The sequence below is a fragment of the Sphingomonas sp. J315 genome (genome assembly GCF_024666595.1).
Classification (GTDB): Bacteria; Pseudomonadota; Alphaproteobacteria; order Sphingomonadales; family Sphingomonadaceae; genus Sphingomonas.
Genome location: NZ_CP088296.1, coordinates 359,634 through 373,694, shown reverse-complemented (window position 1 = coordinate 373,694; position 14,061 = coordinate 359,634). Strand labels below are relative to the sequence as shown.

General features: G+C 64.8%; 10 protein-coding genes, 1 tRNA gene and 1 pseudogene. 5 read left to right on the top strand and 7 right to left on the bottom strand.

The features are described 5' to 3' along the window. The first annotated feature begins 24 nt into the window (after positions 1-24). From LRS08_RS02045 to LRS08_RS02035, 3 genes and pseudogenes are all read left to right on the top strand, one after another. Positions 25-1,209 (top strand): efflux RND transporter periplasmic adaptor subunit, encoded by a 1,185-nt coding sequence (locus tag LRS08_RS02045; RefSeq protein WP_257845120.1) that lies wholly within the window; start codon positions 25-27, stop codon positions 1,207-1,209. Positions 1,210-1,221: 12 nt separating this feature from the next. Then, positions 1,222-4,406 (top strand): annotated as a pseudogene (locus tag LRS08_RS02040) (efflux RND transporter permease subunit). Continuing rightward, positions 4,403-5,857 carry an efflux transporter outer membrane subunit gene (locus LRS08_RS02035; RefSeq protein ID WP_260481270.1) on the top strand — a complete coding sequence of 485 codons (1,455 nt, stop codon included), beginning with the start codon at positions 4,403-4,405 and terminating at the stop codon, positions 5,855-5,857. Before LRS08_RS02040 ends, LRS08_RS02035 begins: the two are co-directional and overlap by 4 nt. Before the next feature lie 142 nt (positions 5,858-5,999). Here the strand turns inward: LRS08_RS02035 and LRS08_RS02030 are convergent, their stop codons facing one another. The 5 genes from LRS08_RS02030 to hspQ all read right to left on the bottom strand — a co-directional run bounded on the left by LRS08_RS02030 (position 6,000) and on the right by hspQ (position 8,716). Next, positions 6,000-6,404 carry a hypothetical protein gene (locus LRS08_RS02030; RefSeq protein ID WP_257845121.1) on the bottom strand — a complete coding sequence of 135 codons (405 nt, stop codon included), beginning with the start codon at positions 6,402-6,404 and terminating at the stop codon, positions 6,000-6,002. 319 nt (positions 6,405-6,723) lie between these two features. Then, complete coding sequence (locus LRS08_RS02025) at positions 6,724-7,278, bottom strand: GNAT family N-acetyltransferase (RefSeq protein WP_257845122.1); 555 nt, start codon at positions 7,276-7,278, stop codon at positions 6,724-6,726. Between the two features lie 170 nt (positions 7,279-7,448). Beyond that, on the bottom strand, positions 7,449-7,718 hold the full coding sequence (rpmA, locus tag LRS08_RS02020) for a 50S ribosomal protein L27 (RefSeq protein ID WP_257845123.1): 270 nt from the start codon (positions 7,716-7,718) through the stop codon (positions 7,449-7,451). Positions 7,719-7,731: 13 nt separating this feature from the next. Next, a complete protein-coding gene (rplU, locus tag LRS08_RS02015) occupies positions 7,732-8,100 on the bottom strand; it encodes a 50S ribosomal protein L21 (protein ID WP_257845124.1) in 369 nt (122 codons plus the stop codon). A 235-nt stretch (positions 8,101-8,335) separates the two neighbouring features. Further along, positions 8,336-8,716, bottom strand: coding sequence for a heat shock protein HspQ (hspQ, locus tag LRS08_RS02010; RefSeq protein WP_257845125.1), 381 nt, complete (start codon positions 8,714-8,716; stop codon positions 8,336-8,338). A gap of 132 nt (positions 8,717-8,848) precedes the next feature. Between hspQ and LRS08_RS02005 the strand changes: the two genes are divergently transcribed. Beyond that, a tRNA-Ser gene (locus LRS08_RS02005) sits at positions 8,849-8,938 on the top strand. A 119-nt stretch (positions 8,939-9,057) separates the two neighbouring features. Here the strand turns inward: LRS08_RS02005 and ctrA are convergent. Then, on the bottom strand, positions 9,058-9,765 hold the full coding sequence (gene ctrA, locus LRS08_RS02000; protein ID WP_066656563.1) for a response regulator transcription factor CtrA: 708 nt from the start codon (positions 9,763-9,765) through the stop codon (positions 9,058-9,060). A gap of 331 nt (positions 9,766-10,096) precedes the next feature. On the opposite strand from ctrA, the gene LRS08_RS01995 reads away from it, so the two are divergent. Further along, on the top strand, positions 10,097-13,036 hold the full coding sequence (locus LRS08_RS01995; RefSeq protein ID WP_260481269.1) for a TonB-dependent receptor plug domain-containing protein: 2,940 nt from the start codon (positions 10,097-10,099) through the stop codon (positions 13,034-13,036). A 67-nt stretch (positions 13,037-13,103) separates the two neighbouring features. Here LRS08_RS01995 and LRS08_RS01990 read toward each other — a convergent pair whose 3' ends face one another. Beyond that, the gene (locus tag LRS08_RS01990; RefSeq protein WP_260481268.1) at positions 13,104-14,006 is read right to left on the bottom strand and encodes a LysR family transcriptional regulator; all 903 of its coding nucleotides are present in this window, start codon (positions 14,004-14,006) and stop codon (positions 13,104-13,106) included. Positions 14,007-14,061 lie beyond the last annotated feature (55 nt).

Here is a 14,061-nt window from a genome sequence, read left to right as displayed (position 1 = left end):
ACCGCAATAAGGGGAAATACGATTATGCGTGTCCTGGCAGGCTTTGTGGCGCTGGCGGCTTTGAGTGCTTGTGGTGGCGGCCAGCCGCCCGCCGCGCCGCCACCGCCCGAAGTGATGGTCGCAACCCCGCTCCAGCGTGAAGTGGTCGACTGGGACGATTACACCGGGCGCTTTGTGGCACCCGAGGATGTCGAGCTGCGCGCGCGGGTCAACGGTGTCATCACCGCAGTGCATTTCCGCGACGGTCAGGATGTTCGCAAGGGCCAGGCGCTCTTCACGATCGACCCGCGCCCCTATCGCGCCCAGCTGATGCAGGCGCAGGCGCAGATCGCCCGCGCCCAGGCCGCGCTCAACAATGCCCGTCAGGTCACGGCGCGCAGCCGCGCGCTCGCACAGGCGCAGGCGGTGAGCGCCGAGGAGCTGGAGGCGAATGTTGCGGCGGAGCGCAGTGCCGCTGCCGATCTGGCCGCTGGCCGCGCGTCGGCGTCGCAGGCGATGCTCAATCTGGGCTTCACCACCGTCCGCGCGCCGTTCAGCGGGCGCATTTCGGATCGCAAGGTGAGCATCGGCGATTTCGTGGCCGAGGGGCAGACGGTGCTGACCCGTGTCGTCTCGCTCAACCCGATCTGGTTCGAATTTGAGGGCGCCGAGGCCTTCTACCTCAAGAATCTGCGTCAGGATCAGCGCGGTGAGCGCGGGTCATCGCGCAACACCGCCAACCCGGTGCAGATCCAGCTCGCCGACGAAAACGAGTACCGCTGGAACGGCCGCATGGCGTTCCTCGACAATGCGGTCGATCCCAATTCGGGGACGATCCGCGCGCATGCCGTGGTGCCCAACCCCACCGGCTTCCTCACACCGGGCATGTTCGGTCGCGCGCGCCTGCTGGGTTCGGGCAGCTATCGTGCGATGCTGGTCCCGGACGAGGCGATCGTGACCGATCAGACCCGTCGCCTGGTCTATGTGCTGAGCAAGGACAACAAGGCGACCCCGCGCGTCGTCGAGGTCGGGGCGAAGGCCGAGGGGCTGCGCATCGTGCGCGACGGGCTTGCGCCCACGGATCGCGTGATCCTGACCGGCGTCGGTCGGCTTCAGCCCGGTGCTCCGGTTACGCCCAAGGTAGGCAAGATCACCCCCGACGCGAGCAAACAAGCTGCGCCGACGCGCCCCATCGATCCGCCGGCTTCGGGCCAGGCGACCGTCCAGTAAGGGGCGCAAGCCATGAAATTCCCGCATTTCTTCATCGAGCGGCCGATCTTTGCGGCGGTGCTGTCGATCCTGATCGTGATCGTCGGCGCCATCGCCTATCCCTCGCTCCCGATCGCGCAATATCCCAATATCGCGCCACCGACGGTGGTCGTCACCGCCGCCTATCCGGGGGCGAGCGCCGAAACCGTCGCGGAAACGGTCGCCGCGCCGATCGAACAGGCGATCAACGGCGTCGATAACATGCTCTACATGACGTCGTCGTCGATCGGAAACGGCCAGACCCAGATCACCGTGGCGTTCAAGCAGGGCACGGATGTCGATAAGGCGCAGGTGCTGGTCCAGAACAAGGTCGCGACCGCCGAGCCGCGCCTGCCCGAGGATGTGCGCCGCATCGGCGTGACGGTGAACAAGAGCTCGCCCGACTTCCTGATGGTCGCGTTCTTCACCTCGCCCGACAACAGCCTCGATATCCAGTATATCTCGAACTACGTCACGCTGCAGGTCCAGGATCGCATCGCGCGTATTCCGGGAGTGGGGCAGGCGCAGGCGTTTGGCGGGCGCGACTACAACATGCGCGTGTGGATCGACCCCGGCCTTGCCGCCGCCCGCGACATGACCGTGGACGAGGTGGTCAATGCGATCCGTGGACAGAACGTCCAGGTCGCCGCCGGCACTGTCGGCGCGCCACCCTATGGCAACGCCAGCCCGGCGTTCGAACTGGGCGTCCAGACCAAGGGCCGACTGACCACGCCGGACGAGTTCGGCGCGATCGTGGTCAAGCGCGACACGATGGGTCGCCTGACGCATCTGCGCGATGTCGCGCGGATCGAGCTTGGCGCACAGGATTACAACTTCAACGGCTATCTCAACGACAAGCGCGCGGTCGGCGTCGGCATCTTCCAGCTGCCCGGCTCGAACGCGCTTGCGACCGCCGATGCGGTGAAGGCCGAGCTGGCGTCGCTGGCGAAGGACTTTCCCCGGGGATGACCTATTCGATCGATTACAACCCGACCGAATATATTGCCGAGTCGATCACCGCGGTCGAGCACACGCTGATCGAGGCACTGGTGCTCGTGGTGCTCGTCGTCATCGTGTTCCTGCAGAGCTGGCGCGCGGCGATCATCCCGATCGTGGCGATCCCGATCTCACTGGTCGGCGCGTTCGCGGTGCTGCTGGCGTTCGGCTATTCGCTCAACACGCTGTCGCTGTTCGGACTGGTCCTCGCGATCGGCATCGTCGTCGACGACGCGATCGTGGTGGTCGAGAATGTCGAGCGATTGATGGAAGAGGAGGGGCTGTCCCCCAAGGAAGCCGCGCACAAGACGATGGACGAGGTGTCGGGCGCGATCATCGCGATCAGCCTGGTGCTGACCGGGGTGTTCATCCCGACCATGTTCATCCCGGGAATCTCCGGCGCTTTCTACCAGCAGTTCGCGATCACCATCGCCTCGGCGACGGTCATCTCGGCCTTCGTCTCGCTGACGCTGTCGCCCGCGCTCTGTGCGCTGGTGCTGAAGCACAAGGGGCATGACACCATCCCCGCACCCGGCTGGCGCGGCTATCCCGCGCGGGCAGGGGCGGCGTTCAACCGTGGGTTCAACCGGCTGTCGGAGAATTACGGCAAGCTGACTGCGCGACTTGTGCGGATGCTGATGGTCGTCGGTGTCGTCTACATGGCGCTGATCCTCGTCGCTGGCTGGCGCTTCACCTCGACCCCGTCGGGCTTCATTCCGCCGCAGGATCAGGGCTATCTGATCGGCGCGGTGATGCTGCCGCCCGGCGCATCGCTCCAGCGCACCGATGCGGTGGTGCAGCAGGCGATCACCGAGGCGCGCAAGCTGCCGGGCGTCAAATATGTCGTCGGCTTTGCCGGTCTCGATGGCGCGAGCTTTTCGACCGCGCCGAACACCGGCGTGCTTTTCTTCGGCCTGGCCCCCCATGCCGAGCGTGAGGCAACCGCAGATCAAATCCAGGGCGCGCTGTATGGCGCGCTGGCCCCGATCAAGGGCGGCGACATCCTCGTCATCGCTCCGCCCCCGGTTCCGGGGATCGGCACCGGCGGCGGGTTCAAGATGATGATCCAGGACCGCGAGGGGCTGGGTTACAACGCGCTCGCGCAGTCCGCCTTCGGCATGATGATGGGCGCGAACCAGCAGGAAAGCGTCACGAATGCCTTCACTTTGTTCAACACCGGCACGCCGCGGCTGACCGCAGATGTCGATCGTGAGCGGGCGGAGCGGATGGGCGTGCCGGTGTCCAACGTCTTCTCGACGCTGGGGGCCTATCTGGGATCGTCCTATGTCAACGATTTCAACTATCTGGGCCGCACCTTCCGCGTGACGGCGCAGGCCGATGCACCCTATCGCGACGATGCCACCGACATTCAGGGTCTCAAGACCCGGTCGGCGTCGGGCGAGATGGTGCCGATGAGTTCGGTGATGACGCTGCGCAACGACAGCGGCCCGTATCGCGTGGTGCGCCACAACCTCTATCCGGCAGCGGAACTGCAGGGCGATTCCAAGCCCGGCTATTCGACCGGCCAGACGCTGGATGCGATGGAGGCACTTGCGGCGCAGACCCTGCCACAGGGGATGAGCTTCGAATGGACCGAGCTGGCGCTGGAACAGAAGTCCGCCGGCAATACCGGCACGATCGCCTTTGGCCTGGCGGTGGTTTTCGTCTTCCTGTTGCTCGCCGCGCTCTATGAGAGCCTGGTGCTGCCGCTGGCGGTGATCCTGATCGTGCCGATGTGTCTGCTCGCCGCGATCCTGGGCGTCAATTTGATGGGGATGGACAATAATATCCTCACGCAAATCGGGCTGGTCGTGCTGATCGGCCTGGCGGCGAAGAATGCGATCCTGATCGTCGAATTCGCCCGTCAGAACGAGGATCAGGGCATGGACATGTTCGAGGCGGCGAAGCACGCGGCGCATCAGCGCATGCGTCCGATCGTGATGACCTCGATCGCCTTCATCCTCGGCGTGCTGCCGCTCGTGATCGCGAGCGGGGCGGCGGCGGAGCTGCGCCAGGCGCTGGGTGTCGCGGTGTTCTTTGGCATGATCGGCGTGACGATCTTTGGCCTGATCTTCACCCCGGCCTTTTACGTCATCAGCCGCAAGTTCGGCATCTGGGCGAGCGCGCAATCGGCACGCTTCCGCTCCAAACCCCATGATCCCGTGACGGAGCCCGCAGCATGAAGCGCCTTTTCATCATAAGCGCGAGCGCGGCGTTGCTGGCGGGCTGCGCGGTCGGCCCGACCTATCAGCGGCCCGAAACGCCACCCACGGCGGCGGCGGCCTTTGTCGATCCCGGCATGACCAAGGTGTCGCCAAGCGCGGTCGAGGGCGAATGGTGGCGGCTGTTCAAGGATCCGGTGCTCGACCGGCTGGTGGTGGAGGCGCTGACCTACAACACCGATATCCGTCAGGCGTCGGCGAACCTGAAGCGGGCGCGCGCGATCCTGTCGGAATCGCGCGGGCAGCGGCTGCCGTCGACCAATGTCGGTGCGGGCTATACCCGGTCACGCACCGGGGCAGAGAGTGCCCAGGGCGCGTTGCCGCCGGGCGTGGACGGGGTCGAGGGCGACTTCTTCCAGGTCGGTCTGGACGCGTCCTATGAGATCGACCTGTTCGGCCGGGTGAGCCGTTCGATCGAGGCGGCGCGGGCGGATGTCGATGCGGCGCAGGCGGCGCTCGACGGTGCGCGCGTGGCGATCGCGGCGGAGACGGCGCGGACCTATGCTGCGGCGTGCGGCTTTGCCGCGCAGGCGGCGGTGGCGCGCGAGACGGTGCAGCTGCAGACTCGCACGCTCGACCTGACCCAGCGGCTGTTCGACGCCGGGCGCGGGACGATCCGCGACGTGGATCAGGCGCGCGTGCTGGCCGAGAATGCCCGCGCACAGGTGCCGGCGTTCGAGGCGGAGCGGCGCGCGGCGCTCTATGCGCTGGCGACGCTGACCGGCAAGCCGCCGGCGGAGCTGGACGGGCAGGCCGATGCCTGCGCCACGCCGCCGGGCGTATCGGCGCTGATCCCGGTCGGTGACGGCCAGGCCTTGCTCGCCCGCCGCCCCGATGTGCGTCAGGCCGAGCGTCAGCTGGCGGCGGATACCGCGCGGGTGGGGGTGGCGACCGCCGCGCTCTATCCGTCGATCACGCTGGGCGGTTCGGTGTCGCTGGGCGCGCAGAATATCGAGGATCTGGGCAAGAGTTCGTCGTTCAACTTCTCGCTCGGGCCGCTGCTCAGCTGGAACTTCCCGAACCTGACCGCCGCGCGTGCGCGCGTGCGTCAGGCTGAGGCGGGGGCGGAGGGTTCGCTCGCCGCGTTTGACGGCACGGTGCTGACCGCATTGCGCGAGGTCGAACAGGCGCTGGCGCGCTATTCGGGCGAGATCGAGCGCAACGTCGCACTCCGCCGCGCCGATGCCTCGGCGACCAACGCCGCGCGGATCGCGATCCTGCGGTTCGAGGCGGGGCGCGACAGCCTGCTCCAGCGGATCGACGCCGAACGCGAACGGGCAGGCGCGCGCGCCGCGCTCGCCCAGTCGAATGCGGCATTGGCCGAGGCGCAGGTTGCGCTGTTCAAGGCGCTCGGCGGGGGCTGGGAAATCGCGCCGAAACCGGTTCGGCGCGAGGCTGCCGCCGTCGATTGAGGTTCAGGGTTTCGGGCGGAGCCGTGTTGCGTAACTGGCTCCGTCCGATCATTTGAGGCAAGGTTCGCTCTCAGGCCCTCCCCTTCAGGGGAGGGGTTGGGCGGCTTACGATCCCATTGCGGTCATTCGGTCGATCACGACGCTACTTAAGGGGGGTGATTGCCGCCCGGATGGCGCTGGGTTCGACGTCGTTACTCCTATCAAAACAGACAGGTTTTCCTTCGGCACGACATTCGTTCGTCACCCTGCCGGTAATCACGACATAGCTGTTTGCGTAAAAAGTAGCCTGCATCTCGAAGAATGCGAACCGCGCCCCTTGGCCAAGCCCAAGGGCAGGATAATTCGGAAACCCGAAACCTGATACGTCAGTAGCCCCGGCCGCCAGCGCCGCTCGCATCGCGTCCATGGAGCGGTCTACGTCGTCGGCCTCCGCCTTGTTGCGGTATAGACGGCAACTGTTCACTTCACACCTCGATAGATAGCCAACAACGCTGACCGTTTGACCGTTTAGTCGATCTATCTGGGGTATCAGTTCCGCAACGGTCATAGTCGTCTTCGACGGCGCACTGCCACAAGCCGCCACAGCGAGTGCCGCAAGTAGTCCAATAACCGGTCGGAAGACTGATGTGATCCGCATTGTCTTAGACTACCATTGTCGATGGCAGCTAACCACCCAATGCCGGACGTTTGTACCTCGTTCGGGCGGATGTGTGGGTGAGGCAAGGGCCGTCGTCCGTGCGTAGTCTCGGTGAGACGCGACGGCCCCACCCCAACCCAGTGGCGGGTCGCCCAGTCTTCCGGACTGGGCTTGGACTGCCGGGGGCAGTCCAAGCCGCCACTCCTGAAGGGGAGGGGCTTTTAGTGCTTCACGCCGCCATTCGGTCGCAGGGATCGGTACAGTCTGAGTCCGACAGGCGCTGCTCGAACTCCACCGTCACATCCTCACCGCCGCGACCGAGCGAGTGGCGGGAGATGGTGCGCCCCGTCGGGCGGAAGCCGAGCTTGCGCAGGACACGGCCCGATGCCGGATTGTCGGCGAAGTGGCTGGCGGTGAGCGTGGGCACGCGCAGCGTGCGGGCGATGTCGATCACCGCGCGGCCGGCCTCGGTCGCATAGCCGCGACCCCAGGCGTCGGGAGCGATCCAATAGCCGAGTTCGACAGTGCCGCGCTCCATCCGGTCGAGCCCGATGCAACCGACGATGCGGCTGGTGGCCTCGTCCAGCGCGCAGATCAGGAACACCGGCAGGTCGCTCGCCTTGCGCTCGATCATCAGAAATTCTTCGGCGTCGCTCACCGCATAGGGCCACGGAGCGCGGCTGAGGTTGCGGACAACCTCATGATGGCCGATCGCGCGCGCCAGTTCGGGCGCATCCTCGATCCAGCCGGGCCGCAGCATCAGTCTTTGCGTTCTTGCGAACATGTCCGCTTACTCCTCTTGCCCGCCATTCCCGCCAAGCATGACGCGGGAAAGACGATCGGGTTTCGAGGGAGCAAAGAAAAAGGGAGACCGGGGTGACCCGTCTCCCTTTTGCGGTCTCCTGATGCGGAGACCCGGGTCACCCTGGCGGGCAACCCGGATGGTTGCCCAGCTTATTCGGCCGCAGCCGCAATCATTTCTACCGAGCAGAATTTGCGACCGAGCTTGCCGTCGTGGAATCGCACGCGGCCGTCGGTAAGCGCAAAGAGGGTATGGTCCTTGCCGATGCCGACATTGACGCCCGGATAATATTTGGTCCCGCGCTGACGCACGAGAATGTTGCCCGCAATGGCGACTTCGCCACCGAACTTCTTCACGCCGAGACGCTTGGACTGCGAGTCGCGACCGTTGCGCGAAGAGCCGCCTGCCTTCTTATGTGCCATTTCGGATTACTCCTTACGCTTCCGCGGCCGCCGGGGCATCGCCCTCGGTCGCCTTGGCCTTCGCGGCCTTCTTCTTGGTCTCCTGCGCACCGATCGCGGTGATCTTCAGGATGGTGTGGTTCTGGCGATGGCCGTTCTTGCGGCGATAGTTGTGCCGACGGCGCTTCTTGAAGACGATGATCTTCTCGCCCTTCTGCTGGGCGACGATCTCGGCCGAAACGGTCAGGCCGTCGGTCGACTTCAGATCCGAACCTTCGCCAGCGAGCAGCACGTCACCCAGGGTGATCGTCGAACCGGCTTCGCCGTCGAGCTTCTCGACGACGATCTTGTCTCCTGCGGCAACGCGATACTGCTTGCCGCCCGTGCGCACGATAGCGAACATGGGCCTCATCTCAATTTCAAAAGCATGTGCCCGCGCAGGACAAGCCCGGCGGGAGGAACGGCGCGGTTATGGGATTCGGGTTAGGAAGTCAACCGTTATGCGGGGCTGTCGCCCCATAGTTTCGGCACCGGCCCGCTCCCCCACCCGGCCACCCGTTCCCGAATATCCTGCCGATGGGCGGCCGGGTGGGGGAGCGGGCCGGTGCCGCAGAACGCGCCAGTGTTCTCAAACAAACCTAATGCCGATGCTCGCGCTTCAACTGATACCGCCCGTCGCTCAACTCGTCGAACAACCCGCTGATCGCGGGATGCTCGACCGGCTCGTCGCTGTCGTCCGCGACCAGGTTCTGCTGGCTGACATAGGCGACGTAGCTCGACTCCGCATTCTCGGCGAGCAGGTGGTAGAAAGGCTGGTCCTTGCGCGGGCGCACATCCTCCGGGATCGCGTCATACCATTCGTCGGTATTGGCAAAGACCGGATCGATGTCGAAAATCACCCCGCGAAAATCGAACAGCCGGTGTCGCACCACATCGCCCAGGTTGAAGCGCGCATGCGCGACCGGAGGGACGGGGACACCGGCAATCGCCAGATCGAGCGGGTCGGAGGCGCGAGTCATGGGTTCAATCTAATGCGCTTTGCGGTCCATACAAGAAGCGTGCGCAAGGCGCTTGCAAGCCCGCGAGCCTTGGTCTAGAGGCCCGCGCTCGACCGGACGGAGCGGCATGTACATGCCCTGCGGACCCCTCGCGGAGAGGTGGCAGAGTGGTCGATCGCGCCGCACTCGAAATGCGGTTTACGGGGAACCGTAACGTGGGTTCGAATCCCACCCTCTCCGCCAGTTACTTCTTGCAGATCAGATGGTTCGCCGAAGGGCGGGCCATCATGCGCGCACAAGAAAAAGGGCCGCGCCATCCCCCGGATGGCGCGGCCCCCTTTGCCCCACGCAACGAACTGGTGTCAGGCGACCGCGCTGACCGCGCCGGCCGCTTCCTCGGGCTCGCGCAGCACATAGCCGCGGCCCCAGACGGTCTCGATGTAATTCTCGCCCTCGCACGCCATGCTGAGCTTCTTGCGCAGCTTGCAGATGAAGACGTCGATGATCTTGAGCTCGGGCTCGTCCATCCCGCCATAAAGGTGGTTGAGGAACATTTCCTTGGTGAGCGTCGTGCCCTTGCGGAGCGAGAGCAGCTCCAGCATCGCATATTCCTTGCCGGTCAGGTGGACGCGGGCACCATCGACCTCGACGGTCTTGGCGTCCAGGTTCACCGCCAGCTTGCCGGTGCGGATGACCGACTGGCTGTGACCCTTGCTGCGGCGCACCACGGCGTGGATGCGGGCGATCAGCTCTTCGCGATGGAAGGGCTTGGTCACGTAATCGTCGGCGCCGAAGCCGAACGAGCGGACCTTGCTGTCCATTTCGTTGATGCCCGAGAGGATCAGGACCGGGGTCTGAACCCGCGCAACGCGCAGCTTCTTCAGCACGTCATAGCCGTGCATGTCGGGAAGGTTCAGGTCGAGCAGGATGATATCGTAATCATACAGCTTGCCCAGATCGAGGCCTTCCTCGCCCAGATCGGTGGTGTAGACGTTGAACCCCTCGGTCGCGAGCATCAGCTCGATGGCCTTGGCGGTCGTCGGTTCGTCTTCGATCAGCAGCACGCGCATCGGCTGATTTCCCCTGTGCCGGTTGGACGCCCCCTGTGACGAACAACGCGACTGATTCATTAACCTAAGCTGGAATGAAGGCAAAAGGTTAATTTTTGGCTAACCGGCCTGAATCCACGAGTCGCGGGGGGGTGGGGCAGGAGTGGTGAACCGTCAGTGTCCAGCCGGACTTGCGGCGAACCCTGTCAAGTCTTGACGCGAATCATATAAACTCAGGTTATAGGCTTCGCCGTTATTTTGCATTTGCACACATAGAATATGCATGATTAATTTCCCGGTTTCTGGCGAAGCCGACACAAAAAATGCGCGCCGGGTCAAAAGGGGGTTGGGTATGAAGTTCAAGACCGCATTGTTCGTGACCGCGTGCAGCCTGGCGGTTCCGGCGTTCGCGCAGGATGCGCCTGCACCCGCGACCGGGGAGGAATCTGGCGAGCGTGAGGTGACGATCACCGGATCGCGCATCGTTCGCGACGGATTTCAGTCGCCGACCCCGCTGACGGTGCTGACCAGCGAAGATATCGACAATACGTCGCCAACCAACAATATCGCCGACTTCGTCAACCAGCAGCCGCAGCTTGCCGGATCGACCAAGCCGGCCAACTCGCGTCTCAACCTGTCCAACGGCTCGGCGGGCATCAACGCGCTCAACCTGCGCAACCTGGGCGAGGGGCGGACGCTGATCCTGTTGAACGGTCGCCGATCGGTCGGTTCGACGATCTTCGGCTGGGTCGATGTCAACAACATCCCGCAGGGACTGGTCGATCGTGTCGAGATCGCAACCGGCGGCGCGTCGGCGGCCTATGGCTCGGACGCGGTCGGCGGCGTGGTCAACTTCGTGCTCAACAAGGAGCTTGATGGGCTGCGCATCAGCGGAGAGACCGGCGTCACCACCTATGGCGACGGGTTCAACTATCAGGGTACCGTCACGGGCGGCACGTCATTCGCCGGCGGCCGTGGGCACGTCATGTTCAACGCGGAAATTTCGCATCAGGACGGCATCTTCGAGATCGATCCGATCGACCGCAAGTGGAACCACACCGGTTATGTGCGGGTCGAAAACCCGGCGTGGAGCGCCAATGCGACCGTGCCGCGCTATATCACTACGCTGCGCAATGTCGGTGCGTCGAACTCGACGCCGGGCGGCCTGATTACCAGCAGCACCGCGCTGCGCGGGCTGTATTTTGGTCAGGGCGGTTCTGTGAACGTGTTTGACTATGGTACCTTCCAATTCCCGGCGCTTGGCGGTGCCTCTGCACCGTCGGTCGTCCAGAACGGATCGTGGCAGGTCAATGATTCTGGTCGCCGTATCGGCCTGATGCCCGAGGATGATCGCTGGGGCGTGTTCGGTCGACTGACCTATGAGGTTACGGACAATGTCGAGGCGTTCTTCGAAGCTTCGTACAATCACCAGAAGGTCTTGTTCAACGCGGGTCCGAACCTGGCGACCGGCATCACCTACAACACCACGGGCTGCACCGTGGTGCCGACGCCCATCACCTGTAACGCATTTGCGCTCCAGACACTGGGCACGGCGCGCCTGACCGGCGTCAACAGCTTTACGCTGGCGACGACTGCGGCTGACCTGCCGTTCCGCGCGATCAATAACGAGCGTGAGGTGATGCGCTTCGTCGGCGGGTTCGAAGGGACGTTCGAGGCGTTCGGCAAGACCGCGCGCTGGGACGTCTATGCGCAATATGGCCGTTCGGACGTGCGTGAGCAGCTGCGCAACATCATGCACAATGCGCGCATGGCCGCCGCCACCGCAGCCGCGTTCGCGCCCGCTGGCAACGCGCGCGGCTATGCGGTCGGGTCGATCCAGTGCCTCATCAACGTCGATGCCAGCACGACCAACGACGATCCCAACTGCGTGCCGCTCAACCGGCTCGGCATTGGCGTCGCGAACCCTGCGGCGATCGCCTATGTGCTCGGCGATCCCTATCGCGACCAGACGCTCGAACAGTTTGTCGCGGGCACGAACTGGTCGTTCACCCCGTTCGCGACCTGGGCTGGCGATGTCAGCATCGCATTCGGTGGTGAATATCGCGAAGAGAAGATCCGCGGCAGTGTGCCGACCGAGTTCCAGCCGGTGATCAGCCCGACGGGCACCACCAGCAACGCCTGGTCGGTCGGAAACTATCTGCCCTTCACCGGTGCCTACAATGTGAAGGAAGCCTATCTCGAGACCGTGGTGCCGCTGGGCTTCGGGCTTGAGTTCAACGGTGCGGTGCGCGGCACCGACTATTCGAACTCGGGCTATGTCACGACGTGGAAGCTGGGCGCGACCTGGCAGCCGATCGAGGACATTCTGTTCCGCGTGACGCGTTCGCGCGACATCCGGGCACCGAACCTCAACGAACTCTATCAGGCGGGTACCGCGAACAGCGATTCGGTTGCCAACCCGGTCTATACGCAGGACGGACTCAACGGTCCGCAGCGCTACAGCTATTCGGGACTGGTGACGGGCAATATCAATCTGCGCCCTGAAGTCGCCAATTCGTGGAACATCGGCGGCGTGCTGTCGCCGCGCTTCCTGCCGGGCTTCAAATTCTCGGTCGATTATTTCCGCATCGACCTGGAAGGCGCGATCGACTCGATCTCGGCTCAGGAAGTCGTCAACCGCTGCTATGCCGACGGCAATCAGGATTTCTGCGCCGCGATCACGACCGATCCGGTGCGGTCGACGCCGACCGCACCCTATCTGCTGATCCGGACTCAGCCGTTCAACTATGTGCGCCGCCTGGTGCGTGGCGTCGATTTCGACGCGGCCTATCGCATCCCGATGGGCGAAAGCGCGATCACCCTGCGCGGTATCGCGACCCGCTACATCGAAAATCTGGCGGTCACCGGCATCGCCGGATCGGCTCCGGTCAACACGGTGGGCGCGAATGGCGGTCAGGCGAGCACGCCGACGTGGATCTTCCGCGGCAGCGTCGCCTACACCACGCCGACCTTCTCCGCGACCTTGACCGGCCGTGGGGTCAGTTCGGGCAGATACGCCGCGAGCGGCATCGAGTGCACTTCGGGCTGCCCGCTCTCGACCACCAATTTCCCTACCTATAACAACAACCGCGTGTCGGGCCTGTTCTATGCCGACCTCAACCTGACCCAGAAGGTCCAGGTGGGCAGCTCCGAGGCGGAGTTCTTCTTCAACGTCACGAACCTGTTCAACCGCTGGCCGTTGCTGGTGCCGGAAACGGGCAATGCGTCGAACACGACCTATTCGGACATGTTGGGCCGCCAGTTCCGCGTCGGCTTCCGCTACAAGCTCTGACGTCACCTGACCCAAGCAAGGGGCCGGTCCGCAGCGATGCGGGCCGGCCCTTTGCATTGGGGCGCGATCAAACCCGTGTGCAGAGGTTACGGAAGCGCTGCGATAGAAACTCAATCACCAGCTCGACCCGCGCCGGGCGCAGGGAACTGGGCGGGGTGAGCAGATGAAGCGCAATGTTCATCGGCGACCAGTCGCCGAGGATCTCGACCAGCCGCCCGTCCGCCAGTTCGCGGTCGATGATGAAGTCGGGCAGCCGAGCGATGCCCAGCCCGGCGAGCAGTGCGGGGGTCATCGCGTCGCCATTGTCGGTGATCAGTGGCCCGGTCGGGCGTACCGCCGCTTCCTCGCCATCCGCCTTGCGGAAATGCCACGCGCCGATCGCGTTCGCGTAGAGGAAGCAGGCGTGATGCGCGAGGTCGGCCGGATGCTGCGGCGTGCCATGCTGCGCGAGATAGGCGGGGGCGGCGACCACGCGTGCCTTGACCGGTGACAGGCGGCGTGCGCGCAGCGAGCTGTCGGGCAGGTCGGCGATGCGTAGCGCGATGTCGAATCCGTCGGCGACGATGTCGACCCGCGCGTCGGACAGGCGCAGGTCGATCTGGATACCGGGATGTGCGACCAGCAGGTCGGCGATGGCGTCGGCGACGAAGCGGATGCCGAAGGTGATCGGCGCTGCGATGCGGACCATGCCCGACGGCGCGCGCGCGGCGTCGAGCGCGGCCTCCTCCGCCGCTTGTGCTTCGGCCAGGATGCGTCCGGCGCGTTCGGCGAGCGCGGTGCCGCTGTCGGTCAGCGTCAGGCGGCGCGAGGTGCGGTGGAACAGCGCGGTGCCGAGATGCGCCTCCAGCCGGGCAATCGCCTTGGACACGGTGGCTTTGCTCACCCCGATCGCGGTCGCCGCGCCGCTGAACGAGCGATGCTCGACCACGCAGGCGAAGATCGCCCAGGCTTCGAAATCGGGCAGGCGCATTGGCAACTCCTGTGCGCGTTGTTCCTCTGCTTTCGCAGGGGACTGAATGCATAAA

Excerpts from the sequence above, each read along its gene's own strand:
- LRS08_RS01995 (WP_260481269.1), top strand. The coding sequence starts at position 10,097 with ATGAAGTTCAAGACCGCATTGTTCGTGACCGCGTGCAGCCTGGCGGTT.
- hspQ (WP_257845125.1), bottom strand. The coding sequence starts at position 8,716 with ATGACTCGCGCCTCCGACCCGCTCGATCTGGCGATTGCCGGTGTCCCC.
- LRS08_RS02035 (WP_260481270.1), top strand. The coding sequence starts at position 4,403 with ATGAAGCGCCTTTTCATCATAAGCGCGAGCGCGGCGTTGCTGGCGGGC.
- ctrA (WP_066656563.1), bottom strand. The coding sequence starts at position 9,765 with ATGCGCGTGCTGCTGATCGAAGACGAACCGACGACCGCCAAGGCCATC.
- LRS08_RS02025 (WP_257845122.1), bottom strand. The coding sequence starts at position 7,278 with ATGTTCGCAAGAACGCAAAGACTGATGCTGCGGCCCGGCTGGATCGAG.
- LRS08_RS02030 (WP_257845121.1), bottom strand. The coding sequence starts at position 6,404 with ATGACCGTTGCGGAACTGATACCCCAGATAGATCGACTAAACGGTCAA.
- LRS08_RS01990 (WP_260481268.1), bottom strand. The coding sequence starts at position 14,006 with ATGCGCCTGCCCGATTTCGAAGCCTGGGCGATCTTCGCCTGCGTGGTC.
- LRS08_RS02045 (WP_257845120.1), top strand. The coding sequence starts at position 25 with ATGCGTGTCCTGGCAGGCTTTGTGGCGCTGGCGGCTTTGAGTGCTTGT.
- rpmA (WP_257845123.1), bottom strand. The coding sequence starts at position 7,718 with ATGGCACATAAGAAGGCAGGCGGCTCTTCGCGCAACGGTCGCGACTCG.
- rplU (WP_257845124.1), bottom strand. The coding sequence starts at position 8,100 with ATGTTCGCTATCGTGCGCACGGGCGGCAAGCAGTATCGCGTTGCCGCA.